Raw genomic sequence first — 20891 nt, 5'->3', positions numbered from 1 at the left:
AATGAAGAAGTCCACTTGGCAAGATAATGGGATCATTAACCGATATCGGGATATGTTGCCACTGAAGGCCTCCACTCCAGTAGTATCCCTAGGTGAGGGATCAACCCCGTTGGTATATTCTTCCTGGCTGAGTAAGTCCATTGGAGAAGGAAGTGAGGTATATATTAAGTGTGAAGGGCTCAACCCAACAGGATCTTTTAAGGATCGAGGGATGACGGTTGCTATTTCAAAGGCGGTAGAGCGCCATGTTCGGCTTGTGGTCTGTGCTTCCACAGGGAATACTTCTGCAGCTGCTGCTGCCTATGCAGCTCATGCTGGAATTTCCTGCGCTGTCCTCTTGCCTTATGGGAAAATAGCTACTGGTAAGCTGCTCCAGGCATTCCTTTACGGAGCAAAAATCATTTCCTTGCATGGCAATTTTGACGATGCCCTAAGTATCGTCCGACAACTTTCCAAAGATCCCAAGGTAGAAATTGTTAACTCAATTAATCCATTACGTATCGAGGGGCAGAAAACTGCCGCTTTCGAGGTTGTAGACGAACTGGGAGAGGCGCCAGACTTTCACTTTTTGCCGATTGGCAATGCCGGAAACATTACGGCCTATTGGCGTGGCTATCGTGAATACTTTACTTGCGGAAAATGCAGCATCCTCCCCAAAATGATTGGCTTTCAGGCTCTAGGTGCTGCTCCGCTAGTCTTCGGGCATATTGTACAGGATCCTGACACTATTGCCTCTGCCATTCGGATTGGTAACCCCGCTAGTTGGAGGTTGGCTGCTTCTGCTCTTAATCAATCTCATGGATTCGTAGACGCAGTCACCGATATGGAGATTCTCTCTGCACAAGTTCAGCTTGCCAGGAAGGAGGGGATTTTCGTAGAGCCTGCAAGTGCTGCTTCCATTGCCGGGTTGCTTAAGTGTGTTTCTAAACATTCAGAACTGCCCATTATCCGGAGACTGAAGGAAGGTGCTCGCATTGTCTGCACAGTAACCGGGCATGGTCTGAAAGATCTTAACACCCCGGCAGGAACTGGCATGTGCCCTATTGAGTCTGACGCTACAGTGGATTCAGTTCGAAACATTCTGGAGATAGGGTAGAAACTTACTCTATGTCTCTCATCGTTCAAAAATACGGGGGCACTTCTGTCAGTACTCCGCAACGCATCAAAAAGGTTGCCCGCCATATTCTAGAGACTCAGCGCACCCCCCATTCCGTTGTAGCCGTAGTTTCTGCTATGTCCGGAGCGACTAATTCTCTGATTCAACTAGCTAGGGAGATTACTGGTTACCCAACGGGACGAGAGATGGACGCCCTACTTGCCACAGGAGAACAAGTCGCTACTGCGCTCACAGCTATGGCAATCAACGCTATAGGCGGGAATGCTGTACCACTAACGGGCTGGCAAGCAGGCATTGTCACAGACAGCATCCATACCAGGGCAAGGATTTACGACATCCTCCCTCACAACCAAATCCACGAATACCTTCAAAGAGACACCATCGTCATTATAGCCGGCTTTCAGGGACAAACTCCTTCCGGTCAAATTACGACACTTGGGCGCGGCGGATCCGACCTAACAGCTATCGCTATTTCTAGTGCACTCAAGGCAGACAACTGTGAAATTTACACCGACGTGGATGGAGTTTTTACATGTGACCCACGTATTGTCTCCGAGGCACAGAAAATCGGGGTCATCTCCTACGACGAACTGTTAGAAATGGCTAGCTCCGGCTCCAAGGTCATGCAATCACGATCCGTAGAATTTGCCAAGAAATTTAACGTCCCATTCGAAGTGCGAAGCAGTCTAAACAACAACCGAGGAACTATCGTGAAGGAAGAGACAGCTGGTATGGAAGATGTCGTTGTCCGGGGAATCAGCATAGAAAAGAATCAAGCTAAAGTGACTATTTGCCAGGTTCCTGACTGTCCTGGAAGTGCGTCTCATATTTTTCACACGTTAGCTGCAACCAATATAGTCGTGGATATAATCATACAAAATGTCTCCGTAGCCGGTACAACTGATATCTCATTTACAATGAACAAGGAAGATCTAGAGAAAATTGGACCTGCACTTGAGTCTGCGGCATCATCGATTGGAGCTGGAAAAATCGTCAAGCACGATGGGATTGCCAAGCTTAGCGTGGTGGGAATTGGCATGCGTAGTCATTCAGGAGTCGCTGCGAAGCTCTTCGAGAGCCTCAGTCAAGGCAGCATTAATATTCAGATGATTTCAACATCTGAGATTAAAATTGCCGTGATTATTGACGAAGAACTTGCTGCAAAAGCTGCTTGCCTTGTTCATAGTGCCTTTAATTTGGAAAAAAACTAAAAGGTTGCTATCCTCCCCGCAGTCCTCTAGAACTCGTCTTGCAAAGTGGATGGGATGGGTGACAGAGCGGTTTATTGTGCACGCCTGGAAAGTGTGTGTGCCTTATCGGCACCGGGAGTTCGAATCTCCCCCCATCCGTGAGCACTACCATAGACACCAACCAGAAGGGAAACGGGATCGGCTTATAGTGTGGGTCCGGGTACTTGGTCTGTCAGGTTCTAGGGCTCTTTTCGATGGTCACCTCGACCTGTTTTTCGGAACGGTCGCGTAAGATTTTTATGGAAACTTTCTGGCCTACCAAGGTTTCTGCAACACGATTCTTCAGTCCAATGCCGTCGTACACGTTCTTTCCGCCAAAGCCAATAATGATGTCTCCGGGCCTAATTCCTGCTCGCCTAGCAGGAGAATCTTGAAAAACTCTGTAAATGAAGACCCCACGGCGACCTGGAAGTATGCCTAGAGATTCTGATAAAGATGCAGTCAACGGAGCAGTAAGGACACCCAACCAAGTATGGACTACATGCCCATGTGTTCGAATGTCGTTAAAAACACGCTTTACTGTGTTAGAAGGGATGGCAAAGCTTATGCCTTGCCAGCCTCCTCTATCGGAAAGAATTGAGTTGTTAATAGCAATGATTTTTCCGTCTGAGTCAATCAATGGACCGCCGGAATTCCCCGGGTTAATGGCAGCATCAGTCTGGAAAAACTCGTTTACTGTTTCACTAAAACCGCGTCGTCCTTTAGCACTGATAATTCCTTGCGTAACAGTCTCTTGGAGACCATAAGGGTTACCTACGGCAATAACCGCCTGCCCGACCCTTACCTCATCTGAATTTCCCAATTCAAGGGGAGTGAAGCCGGTGCCCTTTACTTTAAGAATTGCTAAATCGGTAAAAGGATCGGTCCCCAAAACTTTTGCTGAGAGAATTTTTCCATCATTAAGGTGGACTCGAACAACTAACGACCCCCCAATGACATGCAGATTAGTCACAATATGGCCCTCCTGAGAGACAATTACTCCAGAACCAAGTTGAGGAGGGAGCTCAACCAAAGCAGTAACTCCAAAAAACTTACTAAAACTGTCGTTAAGGACAGCTGCCTGTTGAACAGCGGTAATACTTACAACTGATGGCATCACCCGACCTACTAGCTCAGTGAATTCATGATCAACTTTGGAGAGAATCTGGAGTTTACCAGCAGGAGTTGTCTTATTTACAGATGTCAGAGGAGGGGATTGGGATGGAAGTCGAAAAGATGCGTGCGTCTGTGTGTTCCACCATAGGTAACCCCCCCCCATGGCTGAGAGTGAAACGGCAACTGTAAAAGCCAGAAAATGAAGAAAACCTCTCATGAAATGAGTCTCTGGTAACCGCTTCAGTGGCAAAACGCTAGGCCTATACCAAGATCCACTACGCAAACTTACACGGTAGGCTCCTTCATTCTACTTAAAAAGAAGAGCTAGCACCGGTACCAGGGTTCCACAAGATTTGCAAGTACGCTTTTACAACAGTTTAAAATATCTCGTTAGGCTCTAATTAGCCTGTTGACATGTGGGATATCCCAAATTATTGTCGCTCCGTTTCTGCTTTGTACGTCGAATGAGCACATATTTTGCCAAGACCGAGGAAATAAAGCGTGAGTGGTGGGTGATCGATGCTGGGAGTCAGCATCTGGGGCGCGTTGCTGTGAAAGCAGCTAGTTTGCTCCGTGGTAAACACAAGGTAGCCTTTGCTCCTCACGTGGACACTGGGGATTTTGTCGTCGTAATTAATGCAGAAAAGGTCCAGGTAAGCGGAAGGAAAGAAACTGCTAAGATCTATATGAGCTTCTCTGGATATGTTGGGGGACACAAGTCACGTTCTTTTCGCGACTACAGAAAACGCCGTCCGGAATTTCTTATTGAACACGCTGTCAGAGGGATGCTCCCGCATAATCGCCTGGGACGTGGGGTCTATCGCAAGCTAAAAGTCTACCGAGGGAATGCGCATCCACACGCTGCGCAGAATCCTAGGCCCGTCTAGCGTTCTTCTATATGACTATGACTAGCTCTTCAACCTGTACCTCTACGGGACGTCGCAAAACTGCCGTTGCACACCTGCAGATCAAGCCGGGAAAAGGCATCATCAAGGTTAACAACAAGGATTTTGTGGAATATTTCCCTAGTATTTCAATGCAAAATGAAGTCCTACGTCCGCTGGAGCTAGCACGTTCTGTACACTCCTTCGACCTTACAGTCAAAACTAAAGGGGGTGGAATTGTGGGGCAGGCAGGTGCCATGCGCCTAGCCATTTCTCGTGCCCTCATTCTCACCGACGCTTCTTTTCGACAAATCCTAAAAAAGGAAGGTATGTTGACCCGTGATCCACGTATGAAAGAACGTAAAAAGGCAGGGCAACCCGGAGCTCGTAGGCGCTTCCAGTTTTCCAAGCGTTAGCGCGTTTTTTTAAGGCCGCTCCCGCTTCTCCACTCGTGGTATCCTTCTTTCCTTCTCCGGGAGAGGATCGTCTCTGGAAAGAGGGTGTGCCCTTTTCCTTCGATGGCCGTCTTTAGAGTTAACCGGCAAAAGAGCTGGAGGGATCTCCCTCTCCCTTATAGGCGAGAGGGGGAAGTGGGGTTAGGCTAAAGCAGCAGCTGATGGAGGGGTCTTCTTTTGAGGGAAAGTCACCGCTAAACAAAAGGCGACAAGGGAAAGAGAAGCCCCCACCCAGATTGGGGTCCGCCCATATTGGGAAGGCGTGTCCCATCCTACAAGCGCCATGGCTATAAGCGGTCCCAAAAATCTCCCCAAGCTTCCAGATGCCTGCATTAGGCCAATAACTCTCCCCTGGATTTGGGGGCTAGAGCAGCGGGAGGCAAGCCCATTTAGCGTGGGCGTAACAAGCCCGTTTCCGAGGGCAATAGGGACAAGCACTCCCAAGAGGGACACAAAATTATCGCAGAAAGGAAGCAGGAAAAGTCCACTAGCCAAGATGAGGGACCCCATGGCAGCCAATTGCTTCTCGACAAGCCTTTGTAGGAGATAGCGCAACAACCCTCCCTGAATCAGGATGCCTAATACCCCTACATAGGTCAGTAAATAGCCTGTCTGGCTGACCCCGTAACCCAGCCGCTTTGCATTGAACAATGCAAACAGGGTAGTCATCATGGCAAATCCAGCAATAGATGCCAAATAGGCAACGAGAATGGTACTAATAAGGATACTTTGATTGCCAACAAATACCTCTGCAAGGGGAGCTTTCTCATAAGATTGTGCTCGGCGCTCTACAGAAAGGGTTTCTGGAAAGAAAACAGCGATGAAGAGAGCGTTACAAAAGGCAAGTACTGCTGCAAAATAGAAAGGAGCGTACGGAGCAATACACGCGCTTAGCACGCCTCCCAATGCGGGACCTAGGACAAACCCTAGCCCAAACGCTGCCCCGACCAGTCCCATAGATTTTGAGCGTTGATCAGGAGGAGTAATATCAGCGACACAGGCCTGTACAGTAGCAATATTTCCCCCACTAGCTCCGGCAATAACCCGCGCTAAGAACAGCATCCACAACTGAGTTGCAGCACCCATGATAATAAACCCGATAGTCGTGCAGATCATGCTGAGAAAAAGAACAGGCTTACGACCTACTTGATCGGAGAGCTTACCAACAAGAGGCGCCATCACCAACTGCACCAGAGAAAACATCCCCAATAACCACCCTAACTGCAAAGAGGTAGCCCGAAACCTCTCCCCTTCGGCATACAAAGGGAGTACAGGTATGACAATACCAAACCCGATCATGTCGATCAGGATCGTAAACAGAACAATCCCCAACGTGAAGCGAGAAATCTTTTTCAAAACAAAGAGACGGTCCATTCAACATAAAGCGCGATCTCCCATCAAGCACGTTCCTACAATGACTATGGAAAGTTAGGCAAATACCGGTATGCCACGTTCTAATGGATGAAAAGATAAAAATAGGGCAGAACGTGATGCTTATCGTCCCCCACGTAACTTTTTAGGAACATCTCCTCTTGGTTAGTCAAACTCGTAAAGCCCCCCCTGGAGGGCTAAACTTAATAAACACAGACAGACGCCCCGTTCTATAGGAGGATATGGCGCAACCACACTGCCTTCTAGACCACCGTCTTCCTCATCCAGAAACGCGTTACAAGAAATCCAAAAATACACCCACCCAAATGGGCAAGATGCCCAATTTCTGGAAGCCAGCCCGTTATCGCAAATGCTAGTGAAATGAAGACAATGCCCCAACCTAAGCATCTCGCTGGTAGCTTTAGAGGAATAAAAAAGAAGAACAGTGCAGTAATGTAATGTCGCGCATAAAGAGTGCAGAAGCCCATAAGTACTGAACACACCGCTGCCGAAGCTCCCAATATTTCCGCTTCTGAATCCTGCAAGATAAGTTGCATCATCCCTCCCACAGCTCCACCCACTAAGTAAAGAATTAGAAACTGCCGCAACCCTAGTTTCCATTCCATGACTCTCCCAGAAACCCATAGAGTCAGCATGTTTGCCAAAAGGTGAAAGGGAGTCGCATGAACAAATTGGTAAGTAACTACCTGCCAAACCGCCCCACAAAGTATACTCTCCAAGTTTAACCCAAACCACCTTTCCACAAATACTTGCCCTGAATGGGGAAGTAGGCAGAATACAGAAAAGACTGCGGTATTTACACAGATCAGCACTCCTCTGATACCTATTTTCTTACCTGTATCCATGCAGCCGACTTACCTGTCTCTCTTATAATTGTTTGTCTCTTCTGGAATAGGCAAATCCGGTCCTTGTGTTGGATTTGCCCGGATGCTTAGTTATAGATGTATCTCAAAACTCTTAGAGGGATCTCTTGTTCTTAGATTCATCTACTTATTGCAGTAGGATATCACAGTAGAAAAGATCTCCACGACACGGATCGCTCTCAGGAGCGGTGCGTTCCGTTCATCCTCCATGTTCTGCAAATTTACTCTCGGTTACCACTACCGACATTCCTTTTAATCGCACACTCTTGTACCGCGGTGACCTCTCATGTCCTCTCCCCATGGGAAAAAGGGGTGAGAGGGATGTGAAGCACCGTGGAGGAGAAAAGGCAGCAGCCACATATATCAGGGCTTTCCTCTACCTCTAGTCTGTCATCAGAATGATAGTTTCTTTTTACGTGGGAGAGACTAGTCGACCGGCATAGTATCTGTTAGACATCTTTCCTGTTCAAGAGCTATGGAGAGGAGAGATACATAAAAGACACAAAAGGCAGCAACATCATCACAGTAGGGAAGGGGAGTCCCTCAGAGTTTGCTCTCACTACAAAGAGACAATAATCGCTAGCCCAGGCGCCACATGCTGGTGTTGCTTTAATTTTCCTAGGATCGACGAGGACGTGTGCCATTTCTTTAGAAAGCCTCCCTCTGAGTATTGCTCTGGTTGCATTACCGACCGTTGATAGAAGGTTGAGATCCCGCTACTAATAAGACGCTATCGGAAAGTTTCCAGGATTAAGTAAACTCCTAGATCTATTGCCAGTTAGCTCCGTATTCTTAAAATTTAAGAGCTTGACCCCTAAATTTAGGTTGATTTTGAACGGCAGGGGTCTGCTAGAATATCTGCCAGGCTGGGTGTTTTAGATACCACCTGGGAGAGAGCTCTACTCCCCAGGAAGGGGGATCTTTTAGTTTCCTGCCGTTGGGACTGCTTGTGAATCATCTGTTTTATCCTCCCCTTTCTATTCCCATATGCGCGTCATTGCAGGATCAGCAGGAAGTATTAGGTTTCAGGCGATTCCTAGGGGTGTACGTCCTACGACAGATCGAGTACGCGGAGCGATTTTTTCTAGCCTAGGCAAAACTGTTGTCGGTGCCCGTGTTTTAGACCTTTTTGCTGGAGTAGGAACGCTTGGAATTGAAGCTCTCAGCCGAGGTGCAACCTCCGCCGTTCTTGTAGAACGCACAATGCATTGTTCGAAATGCATACGACGTAACTTAATAAGAACTAAACTTTCCGCTGTCATTCAAACTGTGGATGCTTTTCGGTTTATTAATTTTCGCACAGAGTCCAATAGCTTTGATCTAATCTTTGCAGATCCTCCCTATGCCAGATGTGCAATAGACGAGAAAGATCTCGCTTCCCAACTTTGTAACTCTCAATCCCTCGTCCAAGCTATTTCTCCTCGGGGGATTTTTGTGCTAGAGGCGTTTCGGGAGTTTCACCTCCCAAAGAATTGTAGCTGGGTTCTACTACAGGAAAAACGCTTGAACGAAACGGCTATCTTTTTCCTAACCAAACCTAAATGACTTGGACCCGATTTTTCTATAATCTTATCCTTCCGCTTTTTCTAGTTATCCTCCTGCCGCGTCTCCTCATACAACTCTTTGAGAGAGGAAAATGTGGACACAAATTTGGCCAGAGATTTGCTCTCTACTCACGGAGTGTACGGTCTCGCTTGGTCGCACTACGGCCCTGGACTTGGATTCACGCTGTCAGCGTGGGAGAAGTTCTTGTTGCCCTAAAGCTCATTCGTTGCATGGAAAAAAAAGATCCTAGATGCCATTTTGTCCTGTCTACCACTACCACCGCAGGTTTGACGCTAGCAGAAAGAGAAAAGAGCAAGACGACCGAAGTTATTTACAACCCCATTGACCTCTTTATAACTGTACGGCGCGCTATCTACCTTATTCGTCCCCAACAACTCATTCTTGTCGAATCAGAGGTATGGCCTAATCTTGTCTGGGCAGCAAAGCAGTATGGAGCGACTGTCGCACTTGTTAACGCCAGACTCTCTCCACGCTCTGAGAGACGTTATCTCTTCTTCCGACCTGTCATTAAACCGATTCTCCACACGCTTGACATCATATGCGTGCAAAATCCTTCGGATACCTTCAGGTGGGAAAAAATCGGTGTCCATCCAACGCGAATCCACCTTACGGGGAGTATTAAATTTGATGATGCGAGAGCAGTCTATCGCCCTCCAAGAGATCTTCGCCCGCTGCTCTTATCTATTGGTTGTCCCAAAAATGCCCTTGTTCTACTTGGCGGTAGCACACACACTGGAGAAGAAAAAATTCTGGGCCGAGCTTTTCTTGCTATTCAGCGGGTTATTCCCAATACTTTTCTTCTCGTTGCACCTCGCCATACAGAACGCTCTAAAAGGGTTTTAAAGGACCTTTTTGGCTGTGGGCTATACCCTGTATTGCGTAGTGCTCAGTCATTTCTTCCAAGCAGGATCAATTGCCTGGTCCTAGATTCTATTGGCGAACTCCAAGATTGGTACTCATGTGTTCATGCCGTTTTCATTGGAAAAAGCCTCACAGCTCACGGCGGACAAAACCCTGCTGAAGCTATTACAGCTGGAAAGCCAGTTACCTTCGGCCCACATATGGAAAATTTTAGTGCTCTTGCTCAGGAACTTCTCTCGGTAGGAGGGGCCGTAATCAGCCATAACGAGCAAGAATTACAGGGCAATCTCCTACGAATGCTTAGTGATCCCGCCTGGGCAGATTCACTCTGCAAGAATGCTGTAGAATGCATGAGGCGTCACCACGGAGCTACAGAACGCACGAGACAAATCCTGAAATCTGGTCCTCTTATATCCCCCTCCCAGGGAGGGGGATAGAGACTGATCAGCTGTGGCATTCCAGGAAAGTCAAATATATTTGGTGGACTTGTAGAGCAAAAAGGAGCTACTCTCCCCAGTGAGTTAGCGGTAGGTTGGAACTCGGTGAGCTGGGATGGCTGGGCTGTCCGGCAGAAAGCGGGTTTTCCGATTGCTCCCTTCGGCTTTAGTCTTCCGTTTGCTCTTTATGCCACGCGTTGCTAAAATAGAGCGCTCTACTAAGGAAACTCAGTTGCGCTTGGTTCTGAATGTGGATGGCGGTGGGAATCTAGGGATTGCCACCGGGATTCCCTTCTTTGACCACATGTTAGACCTTTTTGCCTTTCATAGCCTTTTCGGTTTGGAGATTGTGGCTCAGGGGGACACGGCTGTGGACTTCCACCATACGGTAGAAGATATAGGGATCGCGTTAGGAGCAGCACTTGCTCAAGCACTTGGAAGTAAAAGTGGAGTTATGCGCTATGGGTGTAGCTATATTCCCATGGATGAAGCGCTTATAAGGTCAGTTGTAGACATTAGTGGGCGCCCTCTTCTGATCTACCATGCCCCATTTGGAGCGGAAGGTATTGGCTCCTTTTCATTTCAGCTTGTGGGAGAATTTCTCCGGGCTTTCTCTACTCATGCCGCCCTTACTCTCCATACAGCAATCCTTTATGGTCGTAATTCTCACCACATGGTAGAGGGTATTTTTAAATCTCTAGCGCAAGCGCTTGCCGCTGCTACTAGCCTTAACCCAGGTATGCCTGGCATCCCAAGCACTAAAGGATTATTATGAAACAACACTCCCAATGAAGTGGGGCACTGTTATAGGTCTGATAGATTATGGAAGTAGTAACTTACGCAGTGTGCGAAGGGCATTAGAAACCTGCGGAGCTGTAGTAGATCTGGTTGATCAACCTGTGGCCTTTGACTCATCTCGGTGGAGCGCCCTGGTGGTACCAGGGGTGGGCTCTTTTGGGCGTTGTGTGCAAAGCCTTCACGAAAAAAAACTGTGGTTCCCCATCCTCCGTTGGATTGAGGGGGAACGTCCATATCTTGGAATATGCCTGGGCTATCACCTCCTTTTTGAGTCCAGCGAGGAATCGCCAGAAATAAAGGGATTTGGCTTCTTAGCCGGGCAAGTCATCTCCCTGCCCAAGCAGAAGGTCAAAGTTCCTCATATAGGGTGGAATGAGTTGACTGTAAGACAACCAGCTCTTTTCGATGGAGTCATGCTTCCCATAAATGTCTATTTCGTACATTCCTACTATCCAGTTCCAAAGGACTCTAAGGTTATCTCCTCCGAGTGCGAATATGGAGTGCGCTTCGCCGCCAGTGTTACAAAAGGTCAAGTAGTAGCTACTCAGTTCCATCCGGAAAAGAGTCAGTCTGCAGGGCTTCGATTCATTACCAATTTTCTCCATTCTCTCCAGCCTGTCTCACTCCCATCTTATGCTACTTCTCCCAGCAATTGACTTGATGGCTGGTCAAGTCGTACGCCTAAAACAGGGAAGGGTTACTGAAAAGACCGTATATTCAGGAGACCCGGCAGAAGTTGCAAGACAATGGGAAACCATCGGAGGAGATTGGTTGCACCTTGTTGACTTGGACGCCGCCTTCGAGGGAAGCTCTAGAAACCTGGCCTCTGTCCGTGCTATCTGCCAAGCAGTGACCATCCCCTGCGAGCTTGGAGGAGGGATGCGCAGCAAAACCTCCATCAGGGCAGCCCTAGATGCAGGTGTTTCTCGAATTGTACTCGGCACACGCGCCAGCGAGTCCCTAGAATTCGTGCGCGATATGTGCCTCGCCTTTGGGGACAACCGTATTGCTATTAGCATTGACGCCTACAACGGCCTCGTCGCCACCAACGGTTGGACGCACCGTACCGACCAGCACGCTTCCGATCTAGCATTAGCTGTCCAGAAAGCCGGCGCCTCAACAATTATCTATACGGATATCACTACCGATGGGATGTTGCAAGGTCCTAATTTTAGGGGACTTTCTCTACTACTTTCTCTACTCTCTTGTCAGTTAATAGCTAGCGGTGGAATCTCTAGTGTGGCAGATCTGCAGCGACTTAATGCTATGCCGCGCCTCCACGGATCTATTATTGGGAAGGCTCTTTATGATGGTCATATTAAGGGTGACTTGCGCAGTGTTCTTTCCCCTCGAGAGAGTTAAGCACTTAATCTGTGGGGATCACATAGATATGGATAGGCCCGCAAGATCTCTTGGATCAAGGCTGGGCCTCGGTAAACAAAACCCGTGTATATCTGGATTAGATTAGCTCCAGAGGAGAATTTAGCATGTGCTCCGCCTGCGCTGAGGATTCCGCCTGTCCCAATAATGGGGATAGAGGAGACCCGCCGAATCCTCCGGATTATAGTGTCAGAACGTGCCTGAAGCGGTTTTCCACTGAGACCACCAGCTTCGTTACGTTCCGGCGGCAGGGAGGAGTGATCCAGAGTAGTGTTCGTAGCAATGAGGCCGGCGACATGCTCTCGCTCTGCAAGCTTCACGATGGAAACGATCTCTTTCGAAGAGAGGTCTGGATCGATTTTAATTAAGAGAGGCTTATGACTTCCCTCCCAGTCTCGCAGTGTACTTATGATCCTAGTTAGATGCTCTGCATTCTGGAGAGCACGGAGTCCAGGAGTATTAGGAGAGCTGACATTAAGAACAAAATAGTCTCCATATGGGTAGAGGTACTGAAAACTCCGCAAGTAGTCGTCGTGAGCCAAATGGGGGGCAGTAAGCCGAGATTTGCCAATGTTGATTCCGATTGGAATACTGGGCCAACTGCCTGAACGCCGTAAGCGTTCCATACGAAGTGCGATTTTTTTTGCTCCTTCATTATTAAATCCCATACGATTAACTAGAGCTTCCAATTCTGGAAATCGGAATAGACGTGGTCGAGGGTTGCCGCTTTGTGGGTACGCAGTTATAGTTCCGACCTCTACAAACCCAAACCCTAGTTTTTCCCAAGAAACCAAGGCTACTCCATTTTTATCCATACCTGCAGCAAGCCCTACGGGATTACGAAACTGGAGACCAAACAAGGAAATTGTCGGACCCCCAGGTGGCGTCGTTCTAAAGAAGCATTTCTCTATTAGAGAAAGAAGCCGATGATGTGAAAGGCAGGAAAGGATGAGCTGATGTGCTGTCTCAGCATCCATTCTGAATAGTAGCTGGTGCAGGAGAAAACTGTAGAAGGCCATGGTTATTTTCCTATGCAGAAATTACTAAAGACTGAATCGAGAATCTCCTCATGGTCTACAGCACCCGTCACTTCACCTATAGCACTAAGGGCGGTCTGGAGTTCAAAGGCAACAAGCTCCACTCCATTGGCCAAGTCACTAGCATGCTTCAAAGAGGCCACAGCGCGTTTTAGGCAGGACTGGTGTCTGGCATTGATAGCAACTAACTGTCCGCTGCTATGTCCTAGACCGCCTGCCCACTCTACAATTCTAGAGATTAGTTGTGGAACACCAGCTCCTGTTCGGCAAGAGACTGCTGCTGACGTCGGTAGATAGGAAAAGGGCTCTCTCAGCAGGTCGATTTTATTCCAGACTAGATGCAGCCTGTCCTCTGGTAAGCCAGCAGGTGGTGGAAGAGGTTGTGGCTGTGCAGCATCGACAACATAAAGAATGACGTCGGCCCTTTCAGCAGCTGCGAAGGATCGACGTATTCCCTCCAGTTCAATAAGATCGCTAGTATGATGGATTCCTGCAGTGTCCGTGATGCGGAAAAGCATTCCTTTTAGGCTTGCGCTTTCTTCTAATGTATCGCGCGTAGTACCTGGAAATTGACTAACGATAGCACGGTCACACTTTAAAAGTTGGTTGAGAAGACTAGATTTCCCTGCATTAGGAGGTCCACAGATCGTAAGCCGAATGCCTTCCCGAAGTAGGCGCCCCTGATTTTCTGTGGATAAGAGCGTATCTATCTGCTGCCGGACCTGAAAAATTCTCTTCAAAAGAGTTCCTCCTGTATCAGGCTCAAGCCCATCCTCAGGAAAATCGATAGAAGTCTCTATATGAGAGAGAATATGAATTAATTCGCTACGAATAGTTTCTATCGCACGACTGAGGCTCCCATCTAATTGCAGAGCCGCAGCCCGCATAGCCTGAAGAGTTTGTGCTCGAATAAGGTCCATGACTGCCTCAGCTCGCGTTAAATCCATCTTTCCATTCAGGAATGCCCGCTGAGTAAATTCGCCGGGATGAGCCAGACGGGCCCCAGAATCTAGGGCAAGCCGAAGAACTTGTGCTGCGACCATCATCCCTCCGTGGTGGCTTAACTCTACCAAATTTTCTCCGGTATAACTAGCTGGGGCGTGGAAAATAGCGCATAAACCTTCGTCTACTGGGACCGCCTCTTCCACAATATGACCAAAATAGAGATGGCGAGGCAGCATCCTTTCAAAGGAAACTCTAGAACGAAAAAGTCTCTTCGCAACAACAAAAGCCTCTGGGCCAGAGACTCTCAGCATGGCAACCGCCCCTTCACCGGGGGGGGTAGAAATCGCCACAATAGTCTCTGTAGACTCGCTCATAAACCATCTCCTGAATCAAAAAACCTTTTTGGTGTCCGTACCTGCTGAAGAGAGGCAAGGCGGTTAAAAAAATTCTTCCAGACTTTGCTTCCACGAAGGATTTTGATCTCAACACGCATAAAATAGATAGGCACTTCAGGATCTAGGACATGTGGAATGCGGACGGCATCTTTTTCTGTGGTTAGAATAGCTTGGAGATTACATTGGGCGCATCGTCGTATAAACGCCTGTACCTCCTTAACAGAGTAACGATGATGATCCGCATAATTTCTAGTCAGCCCCACTCTCGCCCCTAATGTTTCCAAAACATTCACGAAGTTTTCTGGTACTGCGATCCCACAGAGAGAACCAATGGGAAGGTCCTCCAGAAACTTCAGAGGTCGGATTTCACCGGTCCAAAGGTTAATAAGATGTTGTGGATGGTGGGCACACTCCGCAATTTCTGCAGTCCTATTCAACTTCCGTATGCGGGAAATAAGCAAGGAATTATCCTCTCCGGTACATTTAGTAATTAAGATATGAGTGGCTCGGTATAGATGCTTGACTGGTTCCCTTAACGTTCCACGTGGAAGCAAAAATTCGTTGCCGAATGGTGCATCGCGGTCAATTAGGACAATTTCAACGGTGCGCCGCATTTTGAGATACTGCAATCCGTCGTCCAACAGCAGAACATCAGCTCCAAAGTGCTTAATGGCAAAGAGACCACTTCTCACACGGTCGCTATCGACGAGTACTATCACTCCATGCAGGTTATTTGCCAGCATAAATGGCTCATCACCAGCCGTATGTGGGTCTAGGAGAAGTGATTTTCCATCAGAAACAATACGGGGAGCAAGAAGTCGCGTGTTATACAACACCTTGTTTAGGACTCTTTGCAAGCAAGACTTAGGTGTACTCTTATATCCCCGACTGAGGATAGCTACCTTCCTTCCTCCAGCTTGTAGCTGGCGAGCGAGCATCTCAACTACCGGAGTTTTCCCAGTGCCACCTATAGTCAGGTTTCCTACGCTGACGACGAGACAGCCCATTGCTCGCCGGCGAAAAATTCTTTTCTGAAAAAGGACAAGGCGTAATCGAACAGTCAAAAAGGTGAGTGAAGAGAAAATCCATAAAGTCATTCGGAGTAACCCAGCACGCCTACCACAGCGGTGTCCTAGGATAACGTCCATTGCGAAAGTTTCTAGCGCTTCCAACCAACGGCTCATAATCATGAGCAAGAGATTAAACGAGCACCGAGATTATCCACAACTGTGTGTAGTAGGTATGAACCACTAGGAGCAGCTTTTTGCATAGCATTTGCTACTCGGTCAGGGTGACTTAGAGTTAAACAGGTGACAGTAGATCCTGAGCCACTCAGCCATCCTCCTAGGGCACCGGCTTTTTCTGCTTCACAGATAACCTCATCTAGGAAAGGCACGAGAGATTGACGATATGGCTGATGAAATCTATCCCTAAATGCTCCGCGGAGCACATGATAGTTTCGAGATGCAAAGGCAGCTGCTGTCCAAGCAGCATGTGCTGCAGAAAGTGTGGCGTCTTCTATGGAAATAGAGGCCGGAATGACTTTACGTGCATCCGGGGTGCGAACTTCAAAATCTGGAATTAACAGTAAAAAATGGAGACTCAAGGCGAGTTCAAACTTCTGGAAGCTGAGATCCTCCCTGGCGATGACAAATCCCCCAAATGCTGCAGCAGCAGCATTGTCTGGATGTCCCTCAAGTTTTGCGCAAATTTTGTAGAGATCCTCCACGGAAAGAAAACTCTCTGAGAGGTTATTCAATCCCATAAGTACACCAAGGCGTACAGTGACACTACTACCTAATCCTCTGGCCTGTGGCACCTTTCCGTCAATAGTGCATGAAAACTCGAAAGGTTCTTGATGTGATCTTTCAAAGAAGGCATGCGCTACTTCCTCAATCATCTCCTCTTGAGAGGATCTCAATACTCGACGGAGTACGACACGATTATGTATGCTGAGGGCAATGGCTTGTGAATCAAATCCTGGTCCCAGATTGGCTGTGGTAGCAGGAATGTGGACAAAGACTTCTTCTTTCATGGGGTATTTGGCGCGGACCAAACCGCCTCTGATTACAATGACGGACGACCCTTGTGCACGGAGGAATTTATAGCATGCGGGGGTACAATACTACGAGTGTAATGCAGTCTAGCCACCGCTTAGCTATTCTCTTTTGCATAGTGTTTCCATTATGTGGAGTCTACACTAGCCCCGGTAGGGAAGTGATTAGAGTTGGGCTTCTTCCAAACGTTGCCCATGCCCAGGCTTTGGTAGCTTCAAATATGAGTAGAGATGGGGAGGGTTGGTTTGAGAAGCGTCTAGGGTCAGGAGTTGATGTGCAGTGGTTTGTATTTCATGCCGGACCATCTGCGGTGGAAGCTATTTTTGCTGGGTCCATCGACTTGACTTATATTGGCCCGTGTCCGGCACTAAATGGCTACCTACGTTCCAGTGGAGAAGATATCCGAGTGCTTTCAGGAGCTGCTAATGGCGGAGAGGCATTGGTTGTACGCAGTCCAGAATGGAAATCCGCCAGGGATCTGCGGGGGAAAACTATTTGCACCCCCCAGTTAGGTAATACCCAAGACGTTACTTGCCGTGCTTGGCTAATCCGCAATGGGATGCAGGTTAGTTTAACTGGTGGAGATGTCCATGTCGTCCCATTGGAAAACCCTGACATTTTCACGCAATTTTCTCGAGGCTCCATTGACGGGGCGTGGACAGTTGAACCATGGGTGAGCCGCCTTCTTACAGAGGCTGGTGGGCATGTTCTCTACCGGCCAAGAGACACCGTGGCAACGGTACTAGTAACTAGCGTGCGTTTTCTAGAAGAAAAACCGGCCATCGCACGGAGATTTTTAACTGCACATCAAGAGCTCACAACTTGGGTAACTGAAAATCCAAGAAAGGCACAAGAGAAAATCCGTCGAGAGCTTTTTGAATGCGTTGGGCAGGACTTTTCTGCGGAGTTGATCTGTGAAGTATGGAGGGGTATGCATTTTAATAATGCTATCCGGCTGCGGGATTTTGAGCAATTTATGGCTGATGCCCGTCTATCAAAGCTATCCAGAGTATGTTTTGATCTTTCAAAGTTGATAATAACCCTCCCTGCATATCCGCGCCATGAGCCTAAATAAATGGAAGAACGTTACTTCTATTAACCACGCGCCATCAGCACGCATTGAACTGCGCGCGATCTGCAAGACGTTTGCAACACATAGGAAGACTACCATTGCTCTGAAGGACATTCAACTCTCCGTTTATAATGGGGAGTTTGTCTGCATGGTTGGTCCTAGTGGCTGTGGGAAAACTACCCTACTAAACATTATTGCTGGCTTGGAGCGTCCAGATTCGGGTGAAGCACTGTTGAGCGGTGAACATATTAACGGACCGGGAAGAAGCAGGATGGTCATGTTTCAGGAGCACGCTCTTTTTCCTTGGCTTAACGTTTTGGGCAATGTTCTCTTTGGCCTTAAACTCAAGCCAGAACTCTCTTCCAAAGAACGGTTAGAAGTTGCACGGTACTATTTGCATCTAGTGGGATTGGCACACTGTGAAAAGAGCAATGTCCATGAGCTTTCTGGCGGAATGAAGCAGCGTGTCGCGCTAGCACGGGCTCTAGCCCCAAACCCGCACGTACTTTTGATGGATGAGCCGTTTGGTGCGTTGGATGCGATTACCCGTGAACAGCTCTATGGCGATGTCCAGCATCTCTGGGAAACAAGGCAGAAGACCGTTGTTTTTGTAACCCACAATGTACGCGAAGCTGTGTGCCTAGGGGATCGTGTGATTCTTTTCTCTCCCAATCCCGGAAGAATTTTCCGGGAATTTGCCATTCCACTGTCCCGCCCAAGGGACATCAACAGTATTACTTTGGCTCAATATTCCTCGCATGTTACTGCGGCTCTAAAAAGTTTCTCAACTAGTAGAGAAATGGGGGGGGGTATGGGATGATTCGCCGCATAGCAGTTTCAACACTGTTTTTTCTCTCCCTTATAGGGTTATGGGAGGTTGTTGCTTATTCTGGAAAATTTCCTCCTGTTCTTATTCCAAAATGTGAACAGATTGCTGTCTACCTTTGGCAGGCGCTGTGTGACGGATCTCTGTTAGGAGCCATAAAAATTACTCTGGGTCGTCTCTTTATCGGTTATGCCATTAGTTTAGCTGTTGGAATCCCACTTGGTTTTTTAAGCGCTCGCCATCGGTATTTCCACGACACGATCGGCCTCCTTTCCTTAGGGTTCCAGACCCTTCCGAGTGTTTGCTGGATTCCAGTGGCATTGCTTTGGTTCGGTCAAGCCGAACCAGCACTGTTGTTTGTAGTAGTGATGGGGACCCTCTGGTCTGTGATAACTTCCACAGAAAGCGGCGTATATACTACATCGCCTGTTTATGTGCGATCAGCATTAACCATGGGTTCGAGGGGAATCCACACGTGGATCTATGTCGTCCTTCCTGCCTCACTTCCACACCTTGTGGGTGGGATGAAACAAGGATGGGCATTCGCTTGGCGGTCTCTAATGGCTGCAGAAATTTTCGTCACCGTTTTAACTGGCTTTGGATTGGGGCAGCTCCTTCACTATGGACGGGATCTTAATGCAATGGACCAAGTGTTTGGAGTTATGCTCGTTATTGTGCTTATTGGGCTGCTTGTAGATCGCACTCTTTTTTCTCCTTGGGAGGCTTTTTTGCGTCATAGATGGGGAACCTCCTCAACAGCCTTATAGGTTGTAAAATGGATGTTTGACCTTCACACATAAATAACCCAGTGTGAGCAACTTAAACAACTTAGCTGTCCCAAGTACGGTGAGGTGGCTGAGAGGCTGAAAGCAGAGCTTTGCTAAAGCTCCGAGCTCGAAAAGCTCCGAGGGTTCGAATCCCTCCCTCACCGCCGCGAGGGGAGGTGGAGGAGGAGAGGAGGAGCTAGCGAAGAATTAGAAAGTTAGCTGAGCAGCAACTCCCAGTACTAGAGCATCTTTAAGATGGCCACTACCGCTTGGCCGGAAGAGGTATTCTAGGAACGGTTGCACGCGCAACCATTTATTGGCTTGGAAGCGGTAGTCAACCTCCCACACGGCCTCGCTCGTCCTTTGGAGAAATCTACCCTGTGTACGGCGTGCAAGGACACTGTAATAGCTATAATTACCAAATGCAAAGGCAACGCCAAGGTCATCCCTATCCCGATTCGGGAAAAGACCCTTATAAACCAGCCCTGCGCGCAGGAAAACTGGTACGACATTGTTGAACTTAGGAGCATGGCTAACACAGACAAAAGAGAAAAGTCCTTGCTGAGATCGTGCACTGTCTCTCTGAGAAAGACCGGCATCTAGCGGATATTCCTCAGTGAGGGGGGCGGGCTCTCGATAAAGCATCTGATCGGCTTGCCAGTAAAAGCCGAACCGACCCGGATAGGTAGCTCCAAGAAAGGAACGATTGGGTAGACCCCAGTAATAACTTCCGAAGACATATTTGCCCGGAAGCGACGCAGCACCCAACTCCGGGCTCACACCCATCTCTCCCATAACAAACACCCCGTTATGCCTAAACGGACGCGCCAGTCGAAAGTACACTCCTCGGTTTCTCCAGTTTAGAGCCTCCGGGACCGCGCCCCAGAAACCTGCTTGCACATAGGACCAACTGGTTGGTCGGATTCTGGTATATCCCCCCCAGGCTATGTAGGCTCCGTCGAAAGCAACATCGTTTGCGGCCAGCCCCCCCCCGCCGAATGCACAATTCTGAAACACATTCGCGTCTGGTTGCACCATGAAGTAGTTCTTTGGGTTTTGCCAACCACCAGAAATAGTGAAGAACTCCTTGATACCAAAAACTTCCGGTGTCACGTATGTAAGGTCTATCGGCCTTAAGCGCCACCTCCAATGTCCAGTAAAGGCCGCAGGGCTAAAGGCACTTCCTGCGCCAACTTTTCCGTTAATGTCCTTCCCCGTCTGCCACTGGACCCCGGCCTGGCCGGTAAGGCCCTCTACCCCTAGCATTTTTCCAAAATCAAACCTAGCTGTCAGCGAAATGCAGTGACAGAAAATGGAAATCTCCCTGGAGTCTCCTATAGGAACTCCGTGATGAACAGCAGAGAAATCCCCGACGAGATTAAGACCGCGGCTCTCTAAAAACTGACGGCCGCTCCACCAGCCTCCTGTAAGGTGGGAACCTTCCCACCAACGCCTGATGGCATCCGGCTGGCTGGCATACCCGCTATCGCTATTGCTGCTAGCGCCTAATGCAAGCGCCACCCCACATAAGAGGGACAGCGTAAATCTGCGCCTACGTACTCCTCGACACGAACGACGTTTCAGAAAAAAACATGACATATCTGCAGCTCAGTTAGAACAGACTCTTCAGGAAGAAATTAACATACCTCTCGTAATGTGGCTAGAGAAAATCGTAGAGTATCTTTTGCTTGTTC

Annotated in this window: 20 protein-coding genes and 2 tRNA genes; 14 read left to right on the top strand and 8 right to left on the bottom strand. The window is 48.4% G+C overall.

Features of this window, described 5'->3' with window-relative positions:
• Window position 1 precedes the first annotated feature (1 nt).
• The 3 genes from thrC (at window position 2) to AMD24_RS01360 (ending at window position 2466) form a co-directional block, all read left to right on the top strand.
• Window positions 2-1096, top strand: coding sequence for a threonine synthase (gene thrC / locus AMD24_RS01370; RefSeq protein ID WP_062100342.1), 1095 nt, complete (start codon window positions 2-4; stop codon window positions 1094-1096).
• 11 nt (window positions 1097-1107) lie between these two features.
• On the top strand, window positions 1108-2328 hold the full coding sequence (locus AMD24_RS01365; RefSeq protein ID WP_062100341.1) for an aspartate kinase: 1221 nt from the start codon (window positions 1108-1110) through the stop codon (window positions 2326-2328).
• Window positions 2329-2380: 52 nt separating this feature from the next.
• Window positions 2381-2466 (top strand) — tRNA-Ser (locus AMD24_RS01360).
• A gap of 73 nt (window positions 2467-2539) precedes the next feature.
• Here AMD24_RS01360 and AMD24_RS01355 read toward each other — a convergent pair.
• Entirely contained in the window at window positions 2540-3679 is a 1140-nt protein-coding gene (locus AMD24_RS01355) for a S1C family serine protease (protein WP_062100340.1), read from the bottom strand.
• 247 nt (window positions 3680-3926) lie between these two features.
• On the opposite strand from AMD24_RS01355, the gene rplM reads away from it, so the two are divergent.
• Together rplM and rpsI are read left to right on the top strand one after the other, a co-directional pair.
• Window positions 3927-4349 carry a 50S ribosomal protein L13 gene (rplM, locus tag AMD24_RS01350; RefSeq protein WP_062100339.1) on the top strand — a complete coding sequence of 141 codons (423 nt, stop codon included), beginning with the start codon at window positions 3927-3929 and terminating at the stop codon, window positions 4347-4349.
• Between the two features lie 11 nt (window positions 4350-4360).
• Window positions 4361-4762 (top strand): 30S ribosomal protein S9, encoded by a 402-nt coding sequence (gene rpsI, locus AMD24_RS01345; RefSeq protein WP_082382995.1) that lies wholly within the window; start codon window positions 4361-4363, stop codon window positions 4760-4762.
• A 180-nt stretch (window positions 4763-4942) separates the two neighbouring features.
• Here the strand turns inward: rpsI and AMD24_RS01340 are convergent, their stop codons facing one another.
• Both AMD24_RS01340 and AMD24_RS01335 read right to left on the bottom strand, forming a co-directional pair.
• Complete coding sequence (locus AMD24_RS01340) at window positions 4943-6157, bottom strand: MFS transporter (RefSeq protein WP_158404332.1); 1215 nt, start codon at window positions 6155-6157, stop codon at window positions 4943-4945.
• A 278-nt stretch (window positions 6158-6435) separates the two neighbouring features.
• Complete coding sequence (locus AMD24_RS01335) at window positions 6436-7038, bottom strand: rhomboid family intramembrane serine protease (protein ID WP_062100336.1); 603 nt, start codon at window positions 7036-7038, stop codon at window positions 6436-6438.
• A 1005-nt stretch (window positions 7039-8043) separates the two neighbouring features.
• On the opposite strand from AMD24_RS01335, the gene AMD24_RS01330 reads away from it, so the two are divergent.
• The 5 genes from AMD24_RS01330 (at window position 8044) to hisA (ending at window position 12080) form a co-directional block, all read left to right on the top strand.
• Entirely contained in the window at window positions 8044-8601 is a 558-nt protein-coding gene (locus tag AMD24_RS01330) for an RsmD family RNA methyltransferase (protein ID WP_062100335.1), read from the top strand.
• Window positions 8598-9920, top strand: a complete 1323-nt coding sequence (locus tag AMD24_RS01325) for a 3-deoxy-D-manno-octulosonic acid transferase (protein WP_062100334.1) — start codon at window positions 8598-8600, stop codon at window positions 9918-9920. Before AMD24_RS01330 ends, AMD24_RS01325 begins: the two co-directional genes overlap by 4 nt.
• Window positions 9921-10107: 187 nt before the next feature.
• Window positions 10108-10695 carry an imidazoleglycerol-phosphate dehydratase HisB gene (gene hisB, locus AMD24_RS01320; RefSeq protein ID WP_062100333.1) on the top strand — a complete coding sequence of 196 codons (588 nt, stop codon included), beginning with the start codon at window positions 10108-10110 and terminating at the stop codon, window positions 10693-10695.
• Window positions 10696-10708: 13 nt separating this feature from the next.
• The gene (gene hisH, locus AMD24_RS01315; protein WP_062100332.1) at window positions 10709-11374 is read left to right on the top strand and encodes an imidazole glycerol phosphate synthase subunit HisH; all 666 of its coding nucleotides are present in this window, start codon (window positions 10709-10711) and stop codon (window positions 11372-11374) included.
• Window positions 11352-12080 carry a 1-(5-phosphoribosyl)-5-[(5-phosphoribosylamino)methylideneamino]imidazole-4-carboxamide isomerase gene (gene hisA, locus AMD24_RS01310; RefSeq protein WP_062100331.1) on the top strand — a complete coding sequence of 243 codons (729 nt, stop codon included), beginning with the start codon at window positions 11352-11354 and terminating at the stop codon, window positions 12078-12080. The genes hisH and hisA overlap by 23 nt, the downstream gene beginning before the upstream one ends.
• Here the strand turns inward: hisA and AMD24_RS01305 are convergent.
• Genes AMD24_RS01305 through AMD24_RS01290 form a run of 4 tightly spaced genes read right to left on the bottom strand, consistent with a single transcriptional unit; the run spans window position 12077 to window position 16510 of the window.
• The gene (locus AMD24_RS01305; protein WP_062100330.1) at window positions 12077-13117 is read right to left on the bottom strand and encodes a quinone-dependent dihydroorotate dehydrogenase; all 1041 of its coding nucleotides are present in this window, start codon (window positions 13115-13117) and stop codon (window positions 12077-12079) included. The genes hisA and AMD24_RS01305 overlap by 4 nt on opposite strands.
• Window positions 13118-13119: 2 nt before the next feature.
• The gene (gene mnmE, locus AMD24_RS01300; RefSeq protein ID WP_062100329.1) at window positions 13120-14454 is read right to left on the bottom strand and encodes a tRNA uridine-5-carboxymethylaminomethyl(34) synthesis GTPase MnmE; all 1335 of its coding nucleotides are present in this window, start codon (window positions 14452-14454) and stop codon (window positions 13120-13122) included.
• The gene (gene lpxK, locus AMD24_RS01295) at window positions 14451-15659 is read right to left on the bottom strand and encodes a tetraacyldisaccharide 4'-kinase (protein WP_062100843.1); all 1209 of its coding nucleotides are present in this window, start codon (window positions 15657-15659) and stop codon (window positions 14451-14453) included. Before lpxK ends, mnmE begins: the two co-directional genes overlap by 4 nt.
• A gap of 2 nt (window positions 15660-15661) precedes the next feature.
• Window positions 15662-16510 carry a homoserine kinase gene (locus AMD24_RS01290; protein ID WP_062100328.1) on the bottom strand — a complete coding sequence of 283 codons (849 nt, stop codon included), beginning with the start codon at window positions 16508-16510 and terminating at the stop codon, window positions 15662-15664.
• A gap of 182 nt (window positions 16511-16692) precedes the next feature.
• Here AMD24_RS01290 and AMD24_RS01285 point away from each other — a divergent pair, with 182 nt between their 5' ends.
• From AMD24_RS01285 to AMD24_RS01270, 4 genes are all read left to right on the top strand, one after another.
• Window positions 16693-17607: an ABC transporter substrate-binding protein gene (locus tag AMD24_RS01285; RefSeq protein ID WP_158404330.1), complete on the top strand. Its 915-nt coding sequence runs from the start codon at window positions 16693-16695 to the stop codon at window positions 17605-17607.
• Window positions 17594-18424, top strand: a complete 831-nt coding sequence (locus tag AMD24_RS01280; RefSeq protein WP_062100326.1) for an ABC transporter ATP-binding protein — start codon at window positions 17594-17596, stop codon at window positions 18422-18424. Before AMD24_RS01285 ends, AMD24_RS01280 begins: the two co-directional genes overlap by 14 nt.
• Window positions 18421-19197 (top strand): ABC transporter permease, encoded by a 777-nt coding sequence (locus AMD24_RS01275; protein WP_320408896.1) that lies wholly within the window; start codon window positions 18421-18423, stop codon window positions 19195-19197. Before AMD24_RS01280 ends, AMD24_RS01275 begins: the two co-directional genes overlap by 4 nt.
• Before the next feature lie 78 nt (window positions 19198-19275).
• A tRNA-Ser gene (locus tag AMD24_RS01270) sits at window positions 19276-19361 on the top strand.
• Window positions 19362-19404: 43 nt separating this feature from the next.
• On the opposite strand, the gene AMD24_RS01265 is transcribed toward AMD24_RS01270, so the two are convergent.
• The gene (locus AMD24_RS01265; protein ID WP_062100325.1) at window positions 19405-20796 is read right to left on the bottom strand and encodes a carbohydrate porin; all 1392 of its coding nucleotides are present in this window, start codon (window positions 20794-20796) and stop codon (window positions 19405-19407) included.
• Window positions 20797-20891 lie beyond the last annotated feature (95 nt).

Source organism: Candidatus Xiphinematobacter sp. Idaho Grape (genome assembly GCF_001318295.1).
In the GTDB taxonomy this organism is placed as follows: Bacteria; Verrucomicrobiota; Verrucomicrobiia; order Chthoniobacterales; family Xiphinematobacteraceae; genus Xiphinematobacter.
Note: the sequence above shows the minus strand (reverse complement) of the source record. Positions and strands in the feature narration are given on the sequence as shown.

Coding starts and splice junctions, on each gene's coding strand:
- hisA (WP_062100331.1), top strand. CDS start 11,352: ATGCTACTTCTCCCAGCAATTGACTTGATGGCTGGTCAAGTCGTACGC.
- AMD24_RS01275 (WP_320408896.1), top strand. CDS start 18,421: ATGATTCGCCGCATAGCAGTTTCAACACTGTTTTTTCTCTCCCTTATA.
- hisB (WP_062100333.1), top strand. CDS start 10,108: ATGCCACGCGTTGCTAAAATAGAGCGCTCTACTAAGGAAACTCAGTTG.
- hisH (WP_062100332.1), top strand. CDS start 10,709: ATGAAGTGGGGCACTGTTATAGGTCTGATAGATTATGGAAGTAGTAAC.
- AMD24_RS01305 (WP_062100330.1), bottom strand. CDS start 13,117: ATGGCCTTCTACAGTTTTCTCCTGCACCAGCTACTATTCAGAATGGAT.
- thrC (WP_062100342.1), top strand. CDS start 2: ATGAAGAAGTCCACTTGGCAAGATAATGGGATCATTAACCGATATCGG.
- AMD24_RS01325 (WP_062100334.1), top strand. CDS start 8,598: ATGACTTGGACCCGATTTTTCTATAATCTTATCCTTCCGCTTTTTCTA.
- AMD24_RS01330 (WP_062100335.1), top strand. CDS start 8,044: ATGCGCGTCATTGCAGGATCAGCAGGAAGTATTAGGTTTCAGGCGATT.
- AMD24_RS01290 (WP_062100328.1), bottom strand. CDS start 16,510: ATGAAAGAAGAAGTCTTTGTCCACATTCCTGCTACCACAGCCAATCTG.
- rplM (WP_062100339.1), top strand. CDS start 3,927: ATGAGCACATATTTTGCCAAGACCGAGGAAATAAAGCGTGAGTGGTGG.
- lpxK (WP_062100843.1), bottom strand. CDS start 15,659: ATGAGCCGTTGGTTGGAAGCGCTAGAAACTTTCGCAATGGACGTTATC.
- AMD24_RS01355 (WP_062100340.1), bottom strand. CDS start 3,679: ATGAGAGGTTTTCTTCATTTTCTGGCTTTTACAGTTGCCGTTTCACTC.
- AMD24_RS01335 (WP_062100336.1), bottom strand. CDS start 7,038: ATGGATACAGGTAAGAAAATAGGTATCAGAGGAGTGCTGATCTGTGTA.
- mnmE (WP_062100329.1), bottom strand. CDS start 14,454: ATGAGCGAGTCTACAGAGACTATTGTGGCGATTTCTACCCCCCCCGGT.
- AMD24_RS01365 (WP_062100341.1), top strand. CDS start 1,108: ATGTCTCTCATCGTTCAAAAATACGGGGGCACTTCTGTCAGTACTCCG.
- AMD24_RS01265 (WP_062100325.1), bottom strand. CDS start 20,796: ATGTCATGTTTTTTTCTGAAACGTCGTTCGTGTCGAGGAGTACGTAGG.
- rpsI (WP_082382995.1), top strand. CDS start 4,361: ATGACTATGACTAGCTCTTCAACCTGTACCTCTACGGGACGTCGCAAA.
- AMD24_RS01280 (WP_062100326.1), top strand. CDS start 17,594: ATGAGCCTAAATAAATGGAAGAACGTTACTTCTATTAACCACGCGCCA.